This window comes from Flavobacterium sp. DW-iso2, from assembly GCF_058725285.1.
Map to the genome: position 1 here is coordinate 1 of NZ_JBZXDY010000032.1, position 20,209 is coordinate 20,209.

Here is a 20,209-nt window from a genome sequence, read left to right on the forward strand (position 1 = left end):
TTTTTAAAAGGGTTTATTTAAGGCTTTTTAACGACTTATTCGGGCTGAACCTAGCAATTGCAGCATAAAAAATAAGCTTGCTTAGCGTGTCTATATTGAGTTATACAACGATAGATTTTGCGGTAATTAATTCAAAAACGGAGTTTTTTCACAGCCTGACGTTCTGCAGCGGTATTCATACTTTCTGATTCAGTAGAAATAGCTATGGTGAAACGGCAAGGAACATCGACACGAATGTTTTGACGCGATAATGCATTCGTTAAATTGGCATCAATAGATAGAGGTTTTAAATCTAAATATTGATAATCTTGAACAACGGGCCATATAAAAGCACCACCACCATGTATACATTTAGCAGAAGTTCCGCCTGTACGACCATAAATAACAAGAATTTTATCTGAAGGACATCTTTTGTAACGAGAAATAAGCGTTAGAAAGGTTACAAAAACAACAAATACGGCAACAACAATAATAATAATTTCAGTCATGGTTTAGTTTAATTTAATTTTTTTCTACAATTAATAAGTTGTTTTCTATGGCAACTACTTTCACGGCAGTACTGGAAGGGATTTTTTCAGTTGAAAGAGTCATGGCGTCTAATTCATGAATTGCTCCATTTACGCTAATTAATACTTTTCCTTTTCCTGATTTTGACTCGGGAATAGTTAAGTAGACTTGTGCAGTTTTGCCTAGCGTGTTTTCAAGATTAAAGCTATTGTTTTCAGATAGTTTTAAAATTTGTTTGATTAAGAAGAAGAAAATGGCGACAAATAGTAATCCAACTAAAACGGAAACAATAATCAATATCGTTTTGTTTTCTATTGAATTATAAAACGAAATTCCAGTCCAACTAAATCCTAGTAAAAAGTTGATTAAGTTGCGTAAAGTGAAAATGTCAAACGGTAGATCTGCATCTCCAGTGTCAGAATCCATATCAGTTTCTCCGCCACTTAAACCAATAAATGTCATAATGGTTTGGAGTCCAAAAAATAAGCTTATAGGCAGCGCAATGTACCAGAAAGCTTTGAGCAAGGGTTCGTAGTTTTCTAAAAATTCCATAATTAAGGTTTAGTTGTGCTAATTAGACGACAACTTTACAAAAAGTTACAGCGGGATAGAAATAAAAATAATGACTGTGAATTATTACAATGAGATCTTAAATTAAATGTTTGTCAAAGCTATGTTAGGGATGCAAATCTACTGCAAGACCTAATGAAAAAAAACACTCCTTTATACTTTACGCTTGTTCTATAATGAACAAGTATAATTGTATTAAAAGAGTGTTTTTGTATAAAAATAGACTTCTTTATAATTAAGGTCGAATGGGTTTTTTAAGCAGTGATAGGTAAGTAATTCATCCGATTCTAAACATATCCTAAAAGAATATAACTATTTATCTTTTTTCTAATAGTACGATGTCAAAATCAGTTTTGATTTTAATTTGGCCTTTTTTGACTTCAACGATTTTACCAGAATAGGCGTCTCTAAGTCGGGTTCCATCTGGGAATACAGTTGATACTTCTATGACTTTTCTACCGATAGGCAAATCTAATCCAACGAAGACTTGGTCTTTATAGGCTCCTTTAGAATACGTTCTTGAAAAAGTATAGGGTTGCGCTGAAATTTCGGCGTGTCCACCAGCACCTACAGCAGGGTGGTTTTTACGAAATTTCCCCAGTTTTCTCCAATGTGCAAGAGTCTTTTTAGTTTGTGGATTAGTTTTAATGGCATCCCAATTCATGGACGAGCGTAAGGTTGCATCACCTTGAGTTCCTTCAATTACTAAAGAGCGAGCGCTTTCATCACCGTAATACACTTGAGCAACACCCGGAGAAAGTAATAGTTTTGTAGCTGTTTCGATGCTTTTAGTTCTTTTGGCGTCAAATGGGCCACCATCATCATGGGATGATAAATAATTCAAAACACTATATCCTTTCAATTCGCCATTTAGAATTGTAGAATATTTTGAGAATATAAATTCATAATCTTTTTGGGCATCATATTTAAACTCAAAATTGATCATGTTGTTAAAACCATTTTCGAAATAGTTCACTTTTTTATCTCCAAAATCAAAATTCTTACCAGCACTGATATTATAATTGTAAACTTCGGCGATGGTGTAAAAAGGATTGTTGTCTAATACTTTTGTTGGATTGTTTTTCTTCCAAGTGGCGAAAGCATAATCGCTTTGGGTTTTGAAATCAGCCCAAACACTTTCTTCAGTATGTTTTACCGTATCGGCACGGTATCCGTCAATTCCATATTCAGTAATATAATCTGTTAACCATTTTATAATATAATAACGAGGCGTTTTTGGATAGCCAGTTCGTTTGAAGAAAGCGTCTAATTCTGTCATTTCCTGTTCGTAACGTCCTTCTTTTTTCCATTTTTCGATTAAAAAAGGAGGGAGGTCAACGTTTTGCGTGCTCTCGGTTCTAATATCCGGAAGATTGGCCACTAGAGTACATTCCGTAGTGTTTTGGTAATTCTTATAATCACAAACGGGGCTGGTGCGCACCCAGTAATTTGGCCAGGCAATATCAGTATCTGTAATTGGGCCAGTATGATTAATTACGCCGTCCAGCACAATCCTGATTCCGTGAGCATGTGCTTTTTTGACTAAGTTAGCCAAGTCTGCTTTTGTTCCAAAGTTGGGATCTAAAGCCGTCCAATCTTTAGCCCAGTAACCGTGAAAGCCATAGCTTAATCCAGTTCCTTCATCTACAGCATCATGAATTTGTTCCACTATTGGTGTAAACCAAATGGCATTGATTCCTAATTTATCGAAATAGCCTTCGTCAATTTTTTTTGTGATTCCTTTAATATCGCCTCCTTCAAAACCACGCAGTTTTCCAGCGGTTTTAGTTCTGTCAAAATTGAGGTCATTTGATTTGTCTCCATTATTGAAACGATCTGTCATTAAGAAATAGACAGAAGCTGCTTCCCAAACAAAGGGCACTTTTTTCTTTGGTTTTTTTAGAGAAACTGATTGAGTCGTTGTGCAACTCACAAAAAAAGATAGAGTTAATAGTAGAAGTAGGCTGGTATATTTTTTCATTATTGTTGAACTGATTTTGTAGATGTATTTGTTACATCTGTTTTGATATGTTTATTTTAATTCTAAAATTACAACCGACTTTGCTTCCAAGCTAATTTCGGTAGAGATTTGGAAAGTCAAGTCTGTTAAAACGTTTTTGGCCGTTGTGAACTCTTTTATATTTTCCTTAAAACGAGCGGTATTCATCGTTTGATTCTCGTTGCTATTGTTCATTATAATCATAACCGTTTTTTTATCAGTATATCTAAAGTAGACGTAGACGTTGTTTTCAGGAATGTAGTGCGTCATTTTTCCGAAATGTACCGCTTCATTCGTTTTTCTCCATTGGAACAATTTAGATGTAAAGTCAAAATATTCATTTTGATATGAAGTACGGCCTTCTTTCGTAAAAGCATTGTTTTCATCGCCTATCCAGCCTCCGGGGAAATCTTGGCGTATGTCAGCATCTCCTTTGTCTTTATCTCCGCCCATTCCTATTTCGCTACCGTAATACAATTGTGGAATCCCGCGGACAGTAGCTATTAAAGCCATGGTCATTTGGTATTTTCTAAAATCATTTTGATAGACGTGATTGATGCGGTTGGTATCATGATTTTCGGCAAAAACCATAATACTATTGATATTTGGATATAAAAAATCATTAGCGAAATTGTCATATACTTTTACCATTCCTTTGTCCCAACTTCCGTCATCTTCATTGAAAACAGTACCAATGGCATCGTGTAAAGTAAAATCCATAACACTTGGGAGGTACGAATTGTAGTTTTGTATAGCACCAATTTTACTGTCTTTTTGCCAATAAGCCATTTGGGCTTGATCGTGCATCCATATTTCCCCTACAATATTGAAATTAGGGTATTCATCAGTGATGGCTTTTGTCCAAGATGCAATTCCAGCGGGGTCAGAATAGTTATAAGTGTCGACTCTGAAGCCGTCTAGATTTGCATATTCGATCCACCAAATAGCATTTTGTTTGAGGTAGTTTAGTACCAAAGGATTCGATTGGTTTAAATCAGGCATGGATGGAACAAACCAACCATCAAGACAGATTTCAGTATCTATTTTAGAAGCATTAATGTCGCTTATCGTTGAGCGTTTGTGATTTGTTTGGGTATAGTTTTCAAATTGATGAATCCAATCCTGTGTGGGTAAATCATTCATCATCCAATGTTCAATTCCCCAATGATTAGTAACATAGTCCATTACTAGTTTCATGTCTCTTTTATGCATCTCAGAGGCCAATCGCACGTAGTCTTCATTAGTCCCATAACGAGGGTCAATTTTATAGACGTCAGATTGCGCATAGGTATGATACGAAAACGCTTTGTCGTTGTCCTCGCAAAGAGGCGTGCTCCAAATTGCAGTCGCTCCAAGAGAGGAAATATAATCTAAGTTATTTATTATCCCTTGAATGTCTCCACCGTGTCTTCCTCCGGGTAGATCACGATTGTATTTTTCTACAGTTGCGCTATTGCTGTCATTTTTAGGGTTACCATTAGCAAAACGATCGGGCATGATAAGGTACATCATATCTGATGCGTCAAAACTTTTACGCTCTGCTGATTTTTCTCTTCTTTTCTTTAAGCTGTATTTGTGTGTAAAAGCAATTTGATTTTTATTTCTGAACGAAAAGATGATTTCGGTAGCAGCAACATTTTTAGTGTTAATGGTAACAAATAAGTAATTCGGGTTTTCCGTTTTTTTCAGTTCGGTTATGGCAATTGAATTAGAAGCGGTGACTTCATATTGCGCTATATTTTTACCATAAAACATAATCTGTACTTCTGGATTATACATTCCGGCATACCAGAAGGGAGGTTCGACCCTATCGATTTGTGCATTTATGGTTAGAGACATAAAAAAAAGGATTATGGGAATGATTTTTAAAAAAGATATGTTTCCCAGTGAAATCGAGGTAAATTTATTCATATTTAAGCACATAATGATTACGATTAGATTTTTTTCAGACAATTAAAGTTGTGGATGTCACTACTTGAAGTGCTTGCGTTATTCTCTTTTTATTGGTATCAGGTCTTGAAGTACAACTTAAATCAATTAAACAATCCCAATGAATATTGGGATTGCGTGTTAACCATAGTTGGTTTATAATTAATCGAAAGAGTGTTCTAACAGTTCTTTACAATTAGTTTTGAGTTACGGCAATCGGGCTGTTTGGCGATACGGTAATATTTTTTCCATTTACTACAATAGCCAAGTCTGTAGTTCCGTCTACTGAAAAAGTAGTTTCGATATGCGTGATTGCTACTTTTATAATTTGATTTCTAAAATTGATTTTAAAGGAATAGCCTTTCCATTGTTTTGGAATTTTTGGAGAAAAAGAAAGGGTGTCATTTTTCACGCGCATTCCGCCAAAACCTTCAACAATACTCATCCAGGTTCCAGCCATTGACGTGATGTGGCAGCCTTCTTCCACTTCTTTGTTATAGTCATCTAAATCTAAACGGGAGGTTCTTAAGTAGAATGTATAAGCCATGTCCATCTTGTCTAATGAGGCGGCTTGTATGGAGTGTACACAGGGAGAAAGTGAACTTTCATGAACGGTAAAGGATTCGTAAAATTCGAAGTTGCGTTTCAATTCTTCTTTAGTGAAATGCTCTTCAAAGAAATAAAAGCACTGCAAAACATCAGCTTGTTTGATATATGGGGAACGCAATACTCGGTCCCAAGACCATTTTTGGTTAATTGGTCTTTGTGCCGGATCCATATCTTTTACTGGAACTAAATCTTTATCTAAAAAACCGTCTTGTTGTAAGTATATGTCTAAGGCTTCAGAAACTGGAAAGTACATGTTATCAGCCACTGCTTTCCATTGCTGTAGTTCTGAGTCGGCGAGTTTTGTTTTTTCGATAATTCTTTTGTGATCAGAAGGGAATTCCAATGAAACCTTCTGAATTTGTTCGTAGGTATAGTCAATACACCATTTTGCAATATAATTAGTGTAGAAATTATTGTTTACGTTATTTTCATATTCATTGGGTCCTGTAACTCCTAAGATTACATATTGGTTTTTGTCTTTCGAAAAATTAGCTCTTTGATGCCAGAAACGAGCAATTCCAATTAATACTTCCAATCCTTTTTCGGGGATATAAGAGTAGTCACCGGTAAAACGATAGTAGTTGAAAATAGCAAAAGCGATCGCGCCATTTCGGTGAATTTCTTCATGTGTGATTTCCCATTCATTATGGCATTCTTCCCCATTCATGGTCACCATTGGATATAAAGCAGCTCCGTTTTTGAATCCAAGATTATTCTGCGCATTTTCAATTGCCTTTTCAAGGTGATTGTAACGGTAGGTCAATAAATTACGTGCTACTTGTTGGTCTTTTGTAGCCATATAAAAAGGAATACAATAAGCCTCAGTGTCCCAGTAAGTAGATCCTCCGTACTTTTCACCAGTAAATCCTTTTGGTCCAATGTTCAATCGGCTGTCTTTTCCTAAATAGGTTTGGTTTAGTTGAAAAATATTAAAACGAATTCCTTGTTGTGCTTTTACGTCACCATCAATGGTAATATCAGACATCTCCCAGATTTTTGACCAAGCTTCTTTTTGGTCTTCTAATAATTGTGCATAGCCTAAAGCTAAAGCAGATTGTATTGCTTTTTCAGCAGCAGAAAGTGTGTTTTTATGATTTAAAGAAACAGTGTGTCCTCCAATTTTTTGGATAGATGATTTTTGACCTTTTCCTACAATGACATCATATTCAAACTGAATTTTATCTGAAGTGGTATCGATTGATGATGGCGAAATATGAACGTTTACCCCATTTTCTAAAATGCTGTTTTGCATGAAAGTAGTGACCTCAAAATGCGTTTTGAAAGTCTGAGCGGTTACAAAACCTTCATTTCCTGATTTTTTCACTTCAAGAGGTTCCCAGAATTTTTCATCCCAGTTAGCGTCTTCATTGGTTACTCCTGCATCAATATAGGGTTTGTAAATTATTTTTGTATCCTTATTTAAAGGAGTAATTTCATAGTTTATGATTCCTACTTCGTCTAAAACGATTGAAAGGAAACGACGAATATTGACCGCGATTTGGGTGCCATTTTTAAGAGTTGCTTCAAAAGAACGGTTGTACCAACCTTCTTTCATATTCAGTTCGCGACGAAAGTTTGTAACGGCTGTACAGGTATTTAAATCTAAGTTTTCACCATTTATTTCAATATCGATTCCAATCCAGTTTGGCGCATTTAAAACTTTGGCAAAATATTCTGGATAGCCATTTTTCCACCATCCCACTTTGGTTTTATCCGGATAATATATTCCTGCGATGTAACTTCCCTGAAAGGTTTCACCTGTATAATTTTCTTCAAAATTGGCGCGTTGCCCCATAGCACCATTACCAATGCTAAAAAGACTTTCCGATGACTTTACGCTTTCTACATCAAATCCTTCTTCAATGATGGACCAATTGTCTGGTTTTATGTAATCTTGGTTCATTATTTTATATTTTAAAGGTTCAAAAATTTAAAGAGTGCGGTATTTATGCTTGATCTAAATAATTTTTGATTCTTGTTTTTTTATTTACTAATTAAATTTTCTATAAAGCCTTTTTCTATGTGGGTAAAATCCTTAAATATGTATTTTGCTTCATATAAAATGGATTCCTCTCCTATTCCGATGCTAGTCATTTTTCCAATATTGGCAGCCTGAACTCCTGCTACAGAATCTTCAAAAACAATTGCATTCTCGGGACTTACGTCTACTAGTTTAGCTGCAATCAAGAAAACTTCTGGATCTGGTTTTGCATTGGTCACATCATTCCCATCTACTATAGCATCAAAATAATGTCTGATTCCTGTTTTTTCTAGAATAGGCCTTGCATTTTTGCTCGCTGATCCTAGAGCAATCGGTTGGTTTTTTTCTTTCAAGTAATGTAGCATTGTTAAAACACCAGGTAATAATTCGCTTTGATCCATATCGACTAAGTACGTGAGGTATTCTTCGTTTTTCTGAATTAGCCATCTGTTTTTGTCTTCTTGCGAAGCTTTTACTTTGCCTAGTTCTAAAATGATGTCAAGAGAGCGTACGCGGCTTACGCCTTTCAATAGCTCGTTGTGTTCTAATGTGAAATCAATGTGTAATTCATTTGCAATTTTTTGCCACGCTAAGAAATGATATCTCGCGGTGTCGACAATTACTCCGTCAAGGTCGAAGATGAATGCTTTCTTAGTCATTTATTATAATTTTTGATTCGTCATTAATAGTTAGAGAAATAATTCCGGCAAGAATCATGGAAGCTCCGCCAATTAAAAGTGCATAAATAGGTTCGCTGTCAAAAAATTTAGAAACTAAAAACCCTAAAATGGATGCAGCTACTAATTGAGGGATTACGATAAAAAAGTTAAAAACTCCCATGTAATAGCCCATTTTGTTAGAAGGTAATGATCCAGATAACATGGCGTAAGGTATAGACAGGATACTGGCCCAAGCAATTCCAACACCAATCATTGGAAGCCATTCCATTGTAAACGCCGTAGGTTCCTGGATAAAATAAATCGATATAAGACCTAGGCCACCGCATACTAATGCAATAAAATGGGTGAATTTTGTACTGGTATATTTCGCTAATAGCGGTAGTAAAAAAGCGGCAATTGCAGCAATTAAATTATAATTGGCAAACATTTCACCTACTTGATTCGCACCTGTATTATAGGCCTCAGATGTAGTATCTGTTGTGCCGTAAATATGCTGTGTAACCGCTAGTGTCGTGTATATCCACATGGAGAAAAGCGCAAACCAAGAAAAAAATTGAACCCATGCCAATTGTTTCATTATTTTTGGCATGAACTGGAAATCATTCATGATGGTTACAAAGCCATTTTCGGTATTGTTGTTTTTTTGCATGATACCAGACACTAACATCGCTAATCCTCCCAAACCAATAAGTCCGAGTGATAAAACATATAAATCTTTCTTTAAGTGATAATGAAAAATCAATACTGAAAATAATACGCTTACAATCAGGAATAAAATTCCTTTAGACAAATGGGATTTTCCATTAGTAATGAACCACTCGGCAGAATGTTCTTCTTTTATGAATGTGGTTTCTTTGTGTTTTTCAAAAGCCTCCAGTTCTTCAGGAGAATATTCTTTAGAAGTGATAACAGTCCACAGCACCGTTGCGATAAAGACAACTCCACCGAAATAGAAGGAGTATTTAACAGAATCTGGAATGATACCCAGCGGAGCGGTATTTTGAACGCCTAAATGAGTGAAAATTAAAGGTAGTTTTGATGCGAAATAAGCGCCAATTCCGATAAAAAAACTTTGCATGGCAAATCCCATGGTACGTTGCTTTTCCGGAAGGTTGTCTCCAACAAAGGCACGAAAGGGTTCCATTGAAACATTGATGGAGGCGTCCATAATCCAAAGCATTCCAGCCGCAAACCATAGAACAGGAGAATTGGGCATTATAAATAATGCTCCTGAAGCTAAAATAGCACCGGCTAAAAAGTAAGGTTTTCTACGTCCTAATTTTGTCCAAGTCCTATCTGAAAAATAACCAATTATAGGTTGGATAATTAATCCAGTCATAGGAGCGGCGACCCATAAAATAGGGATGTCATCAATATTAGCACCTAAAGTCTGAAATATCCTACTGACATTCGAATTTTGCAAGGCAAAACCCATTTGAATTCCCAGAAACCCGAAACTCATGTTCCAAATTTGCCAGAAACTTAACTTACGCTTTTCCATTATCGTAATTTATATATTAACGATAAGCGCTATGCTTATCAAAACTCAACTTGTTTTCGAAGTAAAAGTAAAAGATTTGATGGGTAAATATAAAAATTTATTTCAGTTTTCAGTTTTTTGGATGCAAATAAAAAGCAAGTTTTTTAACTACAAGGTTGTAGTACTGAATTATATAAGAAAAAAGGTCAGAATAAGGAGAGTAGAAGTGATGCCTTCGAGATAAAAAGAAAGAAATGTAATCAGTAAGTCTAGCGGTTAGATTGCAATGAATCGCTTTTCATGAGTTAAGATTTTGTATTATTTTCTTCAGTGAAGTTTATCTGTGTTTTATTTACTTCGTGTTTCTAACATTGTAGCACTAATCTTAATTAGTAGATTCTCTTTCGATGAGATGGGTCTCAATTACTTCAGTCGTATAATTTTCATCTTCTTCCTGTTCCGTCTCTGATTCTAGTCTGTCGATCAGCATTTTTGCAGCCCGATTTCCCATTTTCACACCGCTTTGACTTACGGTAGTAATAGTAGGAGTAGAATATTTTGAGATAATTCCATCTGTAAAAGCGATAACGGCCAGGTCTTTGGGTACATTCAGTCCTATTTTGTTTGCGGCTTTGATACTGGTGACGGCAAAGAGTTCGTTTACGGCAAAAACCGCGTCGATTGCTTTGTCTTCAAGGAGTTTACCAATAATGATTTCGCAGGTATCGACATCTTCAATTTTGATAATTAATTTTTCATTAAAAGGCAGTCCATTGTCTAATAATGCTTTTGTGTAACCATCGGTTCTTAGCTTGCCTACACTTACATAATCGACAGTAGTGACAAGGGCTATTTTTTTTCTTCCTTTATCAATTAAACTTTGTACTGCCTCATAAGCAGCGAGTTTATCGTCAATAATAACCTTGTCACAGAGGATTTCATCCGAAACTCGATCAAACATTACAACGGGCATTCCCTGATCGATTACTTCTGAAATGTGGTGGTAATCCCCTTTAAATTGGGTTTCTTTTGATAAGGACATAATGAAACCATCTATGCTACCGTTAGCGAGCATTTCCATGTTTCGTACTTCTTTGTCAAACGAATCGTCAGAGAGACAGATGATGACACTATAGCCATTTTCGTTGGCAACATGTTCTATTCCATTGATCACAGTGGAGAAAAAATGATGAACAATCTCTGGAATAATAATACCAATTGTTTTCGTTTTTCGATTTTTTAAACTTAGGGCAATATTGTTGGGTCTGTAGTTGTAAAATTTAGCAAAAGCCTGCACTTTTAGTCGAGTTTCTTCTCCTATCTCTAAGCTATTTCTAAGTGATTTTGAAACCGTTGAAATTGAAACGTCAAGTTCTTTTGCAATTTGTTTAAGCGTTACTTTCCTTTTCATATTGGTACTATTTGAAATAAATTATTTTCGTAATAAAGATAGGCTTTGTTTTTATTAATGGCAATTTAACCCTTGATTAATTGATTAATGTAGAAAGTTTTCAACACTATTACGTTTTCGTAAACCAATATAACAACCTCTTTGTCGAATGCAAGAAAATTTACATAGATTTAACATTCGAAGTAGAATTAAAAGTTAAAAACACATCACAAAACACAATTTAATTTAAACAAAAAGTATGAAAACAATTTATAAAAAGTTGTTATTTTTAGTACTGTTACTTCCTTTTAGTATTCTGGCTCAGAATACGCTTAGTGGAACTGTTCTTGACAAAATATCAGGACAGCCCATTCCAGGAGTAAATGTAAATGTACAAGGTAGCACAAATGGCGTTTCAACTGATTTTGATGGAAAGTTTCAATTGCTTAATGCTAAGAAAGGCAATAAAGTCGTATTTTCTTACATTGGTTATAAAAACACAGTCATTACTTATGATGCTCAAAAATCAGTAACGGTTTCACTAGAAGAAGATGCAAATCTATTAAGTGAAGTAGTAATCCAAGTGGGTTACGGTACCGTTACGAAAAAAGATGCAACTGGTTCAGTTTCTCAAATTGGAGCAAAAGACTTTAATAAAGGACAAAATGTAACTCCTGAAAGCTTAATTAGTGGTCGTATCTCTGGGGTTACTGTAATAGGCGGTGGAGCACCGGGTGCTAAAGCAGATATTCGTATTCGTGGCGGATCTTCATTGAGTGCTTCAAATGAACCATTAATTGTTTTAGATGGTTTGCCTTTAAGTAATACCGTGCCTTCTGGTTCAACTAGTATTTTGTCTACTATTGATCCAAATGATATCGAGTCTTTTACCGTCTTGAAAGATGCTTCTGCAGCTGCAATTTATGGTTCTAGAGCAGCAAATGGTGTAATTGTAATTACGACTAAAAAAGGAACAAAAGGTCGCGTAAAAGTGAGTTTTAGTTCGCAAACTGGGGTAAGTACAGTAGCAAATACGGTTGATGTTCTAAGCGCAGATCAATTTCGTACTTTTGTTAATGAGAAAGGGTCAGCGGCTCAAAAGGCGTTGTTAGGGACTTCTAGTACAAATTGGCAAGATGAAATTTTTCATACTGCTTTGACTAGTACTAACAATATATCAGCAAGTGGTGCTTTGTTTAACAAAATACCTGTACGATTATCCGTTGGTAATGTTGTCAATCCTGGGATTCTTAAAAACACTTCTTTCGAAAGAACGACCACATCATTATCCTTAAACCCAGTTTTATTGGATAACCACTTAAAAATTGACATTAGCGGGAATTTATCTTTTGGTAAAAATAGATTTCAAGACGAAGGTGCCGTTATTGGAAGCGCAATTGGATTTGATCCAACACAAGCTGTTTATGAGGCTAACTCGCGATATGGAGGATACTATGAATGGTTAGACCCTACGGGTAACTTACCATTATTGCCAGCAAGAAATCCAGTGGCAAGATTAAATCAAGATGAGCGTAGCGCTACTTCTACTAGAAAATGGGGAAATGTGAGATTAGATTATAAGCTTCATTTCTTTGAAGATTTGAGAGCTGTTGTTGAGGCAGGAATTGATAGATTTGATAGTAGTGGTTCTACAGAAGTGAGTACGCAAAGTGCTTTAGGATTCCAACCAAAAGCATTTACTGATTCAGGTTATGTGAATTTAGGGAATTACTCGACTTATACAGACGCACTTCAAAATAAAAACTTAAATGCTTATTTTAATTACACTAAAGAAGTAGGTAAATTTAATGTGGATGCAACGGCCGGTTATAACTACCAATTGTTTCAAAAAGAGCGTTATCAATCTGGAGAAACGAGACAACCTAATCCTAATGAAGATGTAATCACTGATCCGGATATTAACTTACAATCTTATTTTGGACGTTTAAACTTAGGATATGATAGTCGCTATTTATTGACTTTGAATTATCGTAGAGATGGAACTTCCCGTTTTTCTGAAGCAAACAGATGGGGGAATTTTGCAGGAGCAGCTTTTGCATGGAATTTATCTGATGAAGCCTTTTTAAAAGATAATGAAACCTTGTCTAACTTAAAATTAAGAGTAGGTTATGGAACAACGGGACAGCAAGATATATCTGCTCAATACGATTATTTAAGAAGAGTAACTCTTGGTACAATTAATTCACAATATATTTTTGGGAACACCATTTACTCAACTGCTAGGCCAGAAGGATATAATGAAAATATTAAATGGGAAGAATTGACCGAGAAAAATGTAGGTTTAGATTATGGATTCTTCAACGATAGGATAACTGGATCTATTAATTATTTTGACAAAAAATCAACTGATTTATTAGCTGATATTGCAGTTCCTGACGGGGCTAACCTGAGAAATCAAGGTTTCTTCAATGTGGGAAGCGTTAGAACAAAAGGAGTGGAATTTAGTATCGAGTCTGATATTGTTAAAAACGATAATTTGACTTGGAATTTAGCTTTCAATACTACTTTTATTGATCAAAAAATTTCTAATTTAGGAATTACAGTTCCAGGTTTTCAAGGCTACTTATCAGGAGACAATATTGCTGGGGGTAGTGGGAATAAAATTCAAATTAATTCAGTAGGGTTTGCACCAAATTCATTTTTAGTGTATGAGCAATTATATGATGCCAACAAAAGACCAATTCAAGGTGCTTATGTGGATAGAAATCAAGACGGAAAAATAGATGTAGAGGATCGTTATAGATATCATAAACCAGCACCAGACTACACTTTTGGATTGTTTTCTACTTTACAGTATAAAAAGTTTGATTTTACAATGAACTGGAGAGCCAGTTTAGGGAATTACATTTTTGATAATGTGAGTTCTAATTTAGGCTATTCAGATGCAGGTTTAAGAAGACAAACAGATTTATCGAATATAAGCTCAGATTACTATAATACTGGTTTTAACTATGAAGATAATGGAACTCAGCGTTATTTGTCTAACTATTTTGTAAAAGACGCTTCTTTCATAAAACTAGACAATGTTACTGTAGGATATACTTTTGACAAAACGCTATTAAAAGCGGTTTCGTTGAGGTTTACTGCTGGAGTTCAAAATGTTTTAATATTGACTAAGTATAATGGTTTAGATCCAGAAAGATTTAACGGAATTGATAATAATGTGTATCCAAGAGCTAGGACTTTCTTATTTGGGGTAAATGCCAATTTCTAATGCTATGCTGATAAACAAAAATTTAAAAATAAACAAAATGAAAATATCATTTAAATATATATCTTATTTTTTCCTATTCATTTTAGGAGTAAATATGACGCTTACTTCGTGTACGAACGACTTAAATGTTACGCCCGGGGATGATGATGAATTTTTATCAGAAACCTTTTTTCAAGATCCAGCATCATATAAGCAAGTTTTAGCAAAAATGTATGCCGGTTTGTATGTAGGGGGTAATGATGGAGATGGATCTCCAGATATTGCCGGAATTGGAGGAGATTTTAGTAGTTATTTGCGATTACTTTTTGTAATGCAAGAGTTACCTACAGATGAAGCAATTATTGCTTGGGCTGATGGAACTTTGCCAACGATGAATGCACAAACTTGGTCTCCTGCTAATGAGTTTTTGGCAGGAACATTTTCAAGAGCATTCTATGAAATTAGTCTTTCAAATGAATTTTTGAGACAAACGACTGATGAAAAATTAACAGCCAGAGGCGCTGATGCTGGCTTAAAGGCTGAAATTGCTACTTTTAGAGCTGAAGCGCGTTTCTTAAGAGCTTTCTCCTATTACAACTTAATGGATTTATTTGGTAATGTACCTATTACTACAGAAAATGATCCTGTAGGATTCTTTTATCCTGAACAAAAAACAAGAGCTGAAGTTTTTGCTTTTGTTGAATCAGAATTGATTGATTTAGACAATAGCTTGTTGGCTTCTAAAAGCAATGAATACGGTAGAATAGATAAAACTGCTGCTAAATTTTTATTAGCTCAGGTTTATTTAAATGCTCAAGTTTATACCGGTACACCTAAATTTAATGAAGCGGCTGCTTTATGCAAAGATATCATTGATAACTCAGGATACACATTTGCTAATGTGCCTTATGCTCATTTGTTTTCTGCTGATAATAATAGTAATGGGGCGCAAAGCGAAGTTATCTTTCCTATTGTAGGTGACGGTAATGCTATTAGAGCAATTGGAGGAGGAATGAGTTTTATTATGCACGCTTCTATTGGAGGTAGTATTGATCCTGCTGCACGCGGTATGGACGGGGGATGGCAAGGGATAAGAACTCGTAAAGAGTTTGTTGCCCTTTTTCCAGATGCAACTGCAACTTCCGATAAAAGAGGAACTTTTTATACCGAGGGACAGACTTTAGATATTGCTAATGTAGGGACCTTTACAGATGGTTATGCTGTCACAAAATTTATTAATAAGAATGCGGATGGTTCAGCTGCCCAAAGAAATGATGTTCCAGATATTGATTTTCCCATGTTTAGATTGTCAGATGTTTATTTAATGTATGCTGAATGTGCTGCAAGAGGAGCAAGTGGAGTAGACATAAATACTGCAGTTGGTTATATTAATAAATTAAGAACAAGAGCAAGTGGACAACAAATCTTAGCTTCAGCTGTAACTCTAGACTTTATTTTGGATGAAAGAGGAAGAGAATTGTTTTGGGAATGTCACCGAAGAACTGATTTGATCCGTTTTGGAAAATTCACAGGAGGAACAAAAATTTGGCAATGGAAAGGTGGTTCTTTAGACGGGACTAGTACAGAATCATTCAGAGATTTAATGCCTATCCCTGCAAGAGTTATTCAAGCAAACCCAACTTTAAAGCAAAATCCAGGATACTAATCAATCCATTAATTCATAATAAAATGAAAAATATAAGTAAAATTTTATTCGCTTTTGTTTGTGTTTTAGCCATCTCCTGTACTGGTGATGATGTAGAAAACAGACCCGTTCTTTTGTCTATTTCTACTCCAGAGATGGTCACCCCTCAAAATGATAAAGAATTTGTTTTGGTGGAAGAGAATAAAGATCAGGATGCCGATAGCTTTGTTTGGTCTGCGGCAAAATATTCTAATAATGTGGTTGTACAATACACCTTACTGATGGATGTTAAAGGCGGTGACTTTACAGCTGCTCAAGTTCTTGCAACAACTAGTAATGGTACTGAGGTTTCAATTACTGTTAAAAAATTGAATGATGCCGTAACTCTATTAGGTGGTGTTGCGGGAGAATTAGGATCTTATGATGTTAAAGTGATGTCGAGTGTTGCAAGTGCTGAAAAAATGATTTCTGCTATACCATTAACTATTTTGGTTAACGCTTATGAGCCCGCAGTGGCTAACAATTGTCCAAATCAATTTGCTGTTGGAGCTGGAATCGTTTCTGCAGGTTGGGGATGGAATAGTCCTTTAACATTAATTTGTAATGATAACGTATTAGTAGCTGCTGTAAATGTAGCTAATGACACTTTTAGATTCTTTACTACAAATGGAGATTGGGGTTCAGGAAGAAATTATCTTTATTATGTAGATCAAGGTTATAAAATAAGTTCAAACTTAGAAAATGCTAATGATGGTGATTCAAACTTTAAATTCAATGGAAATCCGGGGATGTATCGTATCAAAATAGATCAAAACGCAAAAACGTTTACACTGTCTCAAGGAGAAACCGCTGCAAATTCCTATTGGTTAGTTGGAGAAGCAACTCCCGGAGGATGGAGTTGGTCTGGAAACAGCGAAACAGAATTAGGTTTGATAAAAGACGGCGTGTATGAGGTACCTCTTACGCTAAAATCAGGAGCAGCTTTCAGAGTTTTTTTAGGCAATGACGGAACTGATGATGGAAATTGGGGTACTAGTAATAATTTTACTTTTTATTCAAACTCAGGATACACTATTTCGCCAGAGTTAGAAAATGCCGGCGATGGTGACAGTAATTTTAAATATACTGGAACAACAGGAGTAAGAATTTTTAAAATCAATACTGTTGATAAAACGATTACATTAAACTAATTTTTTTAAATATGAAAAGGGCTGTCTTCTGGATAGCCCTTTTTTTATTTTTTTGTAAAAAGGAAATACCATGAAAAAAAAATTACTTTTAGTACTGTTTTTTTGTTCAATGGCAACATTTGCTCAACAACAGGCAGTTACTTACAGCATAAGTCCAGCTACTTTCGAAGAGACAACAGCAATCACGATCACCATTAATGGAATTAGTATAAATGAAGCCACTTGGGGAGTAACTGGAAATGCCTTGTACCTGTGGACTTGGTCATATGATATCAATGACGCTAATAGCTTAGATTGCCCCACAAATGGTACATGGCCTGTTGCAAATGACGCTAATAAATTTATATATAATAGTGTTGCTGATACTTATACCAAAACAATAACCCCTACTGCTTTTTATAATAGATCAGGAATAGGTAGAATAGGTTTTTTGATAAAAGCCAAAGATGGTACAGGAGATAAAAAATCCCAAAATTTATATGCAGAAGTAGGTGCTTTTCAAGTAACTCTGACTGCTCCTTCACAAAATAGTTCGACAATAATTACTTCTGGAGGAAGTTTAAATATTGCTGCAAATAACACCGGTGGAAATGCTAGTTACAACTTAAAGTCAAATGGGATAAGTATTAACACTAATGGAAGTCGTGCAAACTATTCGTTTAACCATACTAATATTACTTCTAATCAAAATTATGAACTTGAAGTGACGCAAGGATCAACTACTCTTGTTAAGAAATTTACAGTCATTGTAAACCCTGGTGCAGTTTCAGAAACTATTCCGTCAGGTTTATTGGAAGGAATTAACTATAATACTGCAGATGCTACCAAAGCCACTTTGGTACTTGATGCGCCATTAAAAGATTTTATATATGTTGCTGGTAGTTTTAATAACTGGCAACCTACTAATGCTTATTCGATGAAAAAAGATCCTACATCTGGGAAATTTTGGTTAGAACTTACGGGTCTAACATCGGGGGTAAATTATACGTATCAGTATTGGGTAGGAAAAACCACTCCAATTGCTAATTCACCTGCGTTGGTAAAAACAGCAGATCCTTATTCTACCTTGGTTTTATCACCGTTTGATGATCCTGGTATTCCAGCTGCAAGTTATCCTAATATGCCTGTCTATCCTTTAGGACAAGAAAGAGAAGTGACGGTTTTGCAAACAGGACAAACGCCTTATGCGTGGAGTACTGCAACAACAAATTTTGTGAAACCAGAGAAGGAAAAATTAGTAGTTTACGAACTTTTAGTTAGAGATTTTGATGCAGGCAGAAATTACCAAAGTATAATTGACAGAATTGATTATTTTAAGAATTTAAAGATTAATGCGATTGAGTTATTGCCAGTAATGGAATTTGAAGGAAATGAAAGTTGGGGATATAACACTTCATTTCACATGGCTTTAGATAAATTTTACGGGAGTTCAAGTAAGCTAAAAGAAATGATTGATGTTTGCCATCAAAACGGAATTGCGGTAATTCTTGATGTTGCATTGAATCATGCTTTTGGGCGAAACCCGATGGTTAGAATGTGGATGAATGATCCTGACGGTGATGGCTGGGGATCGCCAACAGTTGAAAATCCTTATTTCAATATCGAGGCTAAACACAGTTATAATGTGGGTGAGGATTTTAACCATCAGTTGCTAGGAACGCAGAATTATGTAAAACGAGTGATAAAACAATGGATTCAAGAATTTAAAATTGATGGTTTCCGTTGGGATTTAACGAAAGGATTTACTCAAAACTGTCCTTCAAGTGTTGCAGGTGGTCAAGATAATTGTACCAATGCGTACCAGCAAGATAGAGTAGACGTTTTGAAAATGTATGCTGACTATTCTTGGAGTCTGGACCCAACACACTATATTATTTTTGAACATTTAGGAACCAATAGTGAAGAACAACAATGGGCTAATTACCGTGTTTCTGGTGATGCAGACGGAATCGGTAAAGGAATCATGATGTGGGGTAAAATGACTGATAATTTTAATGAATTATCAATGGGTTACGCTGCAAACATTTATGGAATGACGAGCGCCAGTCGTGGATTTACAGCGAACAGGTTGATGGGTTATGCCGAAAGCCATGATGAAGAGCGCCTAATGTATAAAAATGTGCAGTATGGAAATAGTGCAAACCCGGCGCATAATGTAAAAACATTAGATGTTGCTTTGTCACGAATGTCAGCTATTGGAGCCGTTTCTTTATTGGTTCCAGGGCCAAAAATGATTTGGCATTTTGGAGAACTGGGATGGGATACCTCTATATTTAGTTGTAATAATGGAACGGTAAATACGCCATCAGATGCTATTTCTGGCGATTGTAAGTTAGATACAAAACCACAACCACAGTGGACAAATAGTTGGTTAGCTAACAACGGTAGAAATAAAATTTATACGGATTGGGCAAGGATGATTAGTTTGAAAACAACAGAGCCTGTTTTTGCAGGTACTGCAATGATAAATAATAATTCATCATTATCACAAACTATTAAAATAACAAATGCTGCTATTGCAAGCACTCAGCTGAAAGATGTTTTGGTACTTGCTAATTTTGATGTGACAGCTAAGGCTGTAGCGACTGGGTTTCCATATACGGGAACTTGGTATAATTTAATGGATAATTCGACTATTAATGTAACGGATGCTACAGCAGCCATTACGGTTGAAGCTGGTGGTTTTAGAATTTATGGAAACAAAGTAGCCTCTTTGGCAATAGCAAATTACGAAGGTGAGTCTGGAATATATTTATATCCAAATCCTGCTTCTAATTATTTTACGTTAAATACAAATACTACTCAAGTTCAGGTTTTTTCAATGGCAGGACAATTAGTTAAAAGTTTTAATACGACTCATTCTAAAGAGGCTCCGTTTGCCATAAGTGATTTGAGCAATGGACTTTACATTGTAAAAGCATTAAATGAAAACAATGAAGTTCAAGTGATGAAATTCATAAAAGAATAATGTTTGGTTTGATTTCTGAAAGAGCTGTCCCTCAAAAGGCAGCTTTT

At 35.4% G+C, this 20,209-nt stretch carries 11 protein-coding genes and 1 pseudogene; 4 read left to right on the forward strand and 8 right to left on the reverse strand.

Annotation, left to right across the window (positions count from 1 at the left end):
- Nucleotides 1-158: 158 nt before the first annotated feature.
- The 8 genes and pseudogenes from AC4PRO_RS16315 to AC4PRO_RS16350 all read right to left on the reverse strand — a co-directional run.
- A pseudogene (locus AC4PRO_RS16315) lies at nucleotides 159-488 on the reverse strand (SPFH domain-containing protein); the annotation flags it as partial.
- Nucleotides 489-501: 13 nt separating this feature from the next.
- Nucleotides 502-1,059, reverse strand: a complete 558-nt coding sequence (locus tag AC4PRO_RS16320) for an NfeD family protein (RefSeq protein ID WP_492118133.1) — start codon at nucleotides 1,057-1,059, stop codon at nucleotides 502-504.
- A 334-nt stretch (nucleotides 1,060-1,393) separates the two neighbouring features.
- Nucleotides 1,394-3,058, reverse strand: coding sequence for an alpha-amylase family glycosyl hydrolase (locus AC4PRO_RS16325; RefSeq protein ID WP_492118134.1), 1,665 nt, complete (start codon nucleotides 3,056-3,058; stop codon nucleotides 1,394-1,396).
- A 51-nt stretch (nucleotides 3,059-3,109) separates the two neighbouring features.
- Nucleotides 3,110-4,987, reverse strand: coding sequence for a glycoside hydrolase family 13 protein (locus AC4PRO_RS16330; protein ID WP_492118135.1), 1,878 nt, complete (start codon nucleotides 4,985-4,987; stop codon nucleotides 3,110-3,112).
- 214 nt (nucleotides 4,988-5,201) lie between these two features.
- Entirely contained in the window at nucleotides 5,202-7,517 is a 2,316-nt protein-coding gene (locus AC4PRO_RS16335; RefSeq protein ID WP_492118136.1) for a glycoside hydrolase family 65 protein, read from the reverse strand.
- Between the two features lie 80 nt (nucleotides 7,518-7,597).
- On the reverse strand, nucleotides 7,598-8,254 hold the full coding sequence (gene pgmB / locus AC4PRO_RS16340) for a beta-phosphoglucomutase (protein WP_074720855.1): 657 nt from the start codon (nucleotides 8,252-8,254) through the stop codon (nucleotides 7,598-7,600).
- A complete protein-coding gene (locus AC4PRO_RS16345) occupies nucleotides 8,247-9,776 on the reverse strand; it encodes an MFS transporter (RefSeq protein WP_492118137.1) in 1,530 nt (509 codons plus the stop codon). The genes pgmB and AC4PRO_RS16345 overlap by 8 nt, the downstream gene beginning before the upstream one ends.
- Nucleotides 9,777-10,140: 364 nt before the next feature.
- Nucleotides 10,141-11,166 (reverse strand): LacI family DNA-binding transcriptional regulator, encoded by a 1,026-nt coding sequence (locus tag AC4PRO_RS16350; protein WP_074720861.1) that lies wholly within the window; start codon nucleotides 11,164-11,166, stop codon nucleotides 10,141-10,143.
- Between the two features lie 238 nt (nucleotides 11,167-11,404).
- Here AC4PRO_RS16350 and AC4PRO_RS16355 point away from each other — a divergent pair, with 238 nt between their 5' ends.
- The 4 genes from AC4PRO_RS16355 to AC4PRO_RS16370 all read left to right on the forward strand — a co-directional run bounded on the left by AC4PRO_RS16355 (nucleotide 11,405) and on the right by AC4PRO_RS16370 (nucleotide 20,162).
- Entirely contained in the window at nucleotides 11,405-14,380 is a 2,976-nt protein-coding gene (locus tag AC4PRO_RS16355) for a SusC/RagA family TonB-linked outer membrane protein (protein WP_492118138.1), read from the forward strand.
- Nucleotides 14,381-14,417: 37 nt separating this feature from the next.
- Nucleotides 14,418-16,025, forward strand: a complete 1,608-nt coding sequence (locus tag AC4PRO_RS16360; RefSeq protein ID WP_492118139.1) for a RagB/SusD family nutrient uptake outer membrane protein — start codon at nucleotides 14,418-14,420, stop codon at nucleotides 16,023-16,025.
- 23 nt (nucleotides 16,026-16,048) lie between these two features.
- Nucleotides 16,049-17,194, forward strand: coding sequence for a SusE domain-containing protein (locus tag AC4PRO_RS16365; protein WP_074720865.1), 1,146 nt, complete (start codon nucleotides 16,049-16,051; stop codon nucleotides 17,192-17,194).
- A 70-nt stretch (nucleotides 17,195-17,264) separates the two neighbouring features.
- The gene (locus AC4PRO_RS16370; protein ID WP_492118140.1) at nucleotides 17,265-20,162 is read left to right on the forward strand and encodes an alpha-amylase family glycosyl hydrolase; all 2,898 of its coding nucleotides are present in this window, start codon (nucleotides 17,265-17,267) and stop codon (nucleotides 20,160-20,162) included.
- Nucleotides 20,163-20,209 lie beyond the last annotated feature (47 nt).

Coding starts and splice junctions, on each gene's coding strand:
- AC4PRO_RS16320 (WP_492118133.1), bottom strand. CDS start 1,059: ATGGAATTTTTAGAAAACTACGAACCCTTGCTCAAAGCTTTCTGGTAC.
- AC4PRO_RS16330 (WP_492118135.1), bottom strand. CDS start 4,987: ATGAATAAATTTACCTCGATTTCACTGGGAAACATATCTTTTTTAAAA.
- AC4PRO_RS16335 (WP_492118136.1), bottom strand. CDS start 7,517: ATGAACCAAGATTACATAAAACCAGACAATTGGTCCATCATTGAAGAA.
- pgmB (WP_074720855.1), bottom strand. CDS start 8,254: ATGACTAAGAAAGCATTCATCTTCGACCTTGACGGAGTAATTGTCGAC.
- AC4PRO_RS16355 (WP_492118138.1), top strand. CDS start 11,405: ATGAAAACAATTTATAAAAAGTTGTTATTTTTAGTACTGTTACTTCCT.
- AC4PRO_RS16325 (WP_492118134.1), bottom strand. CDS start 3,058: ATGAAAAAATATACCAGCCTACTTCTACTATTAACTCTATCTTTTTTT.
- AC4PRO_RS16360 (WP_492118139.1), top strand. CDS start 14,418: ATGAAAATATCATTTAAATATATATCTTATTTTTTCCTATTCATTTTA.
- AC4PRO_RS16365 (WP_074720865.1), top strand. CDS start 16,049: ATGAAAAATATAAGTAAAATTTTATTCGCTTTTGTTTGTGTTTTAGCC.
- AC4PRO_RS16370 (WP_492118140.1), top strand. CDS start 17,265: ATGAAAAAAAAATTACTTTTAGTACTGTTTTTTTGTTCAATGGCAACA.
- AC4PRO_RS16350 (WP_074720861.1), bottom strand. CDS start 11,166: ATGAAAAGGAAAGTAACGCTTAAACAAATTGCAAAAGAACTTGACGTT.
- AC4PRO_RS16345 (WP_492118137.1), bottom strand. CDS start 9,776: ATGGAAAAGCGTAAGTTAAGTTTCTGGCAAATTTGGAACATGAGTTTC.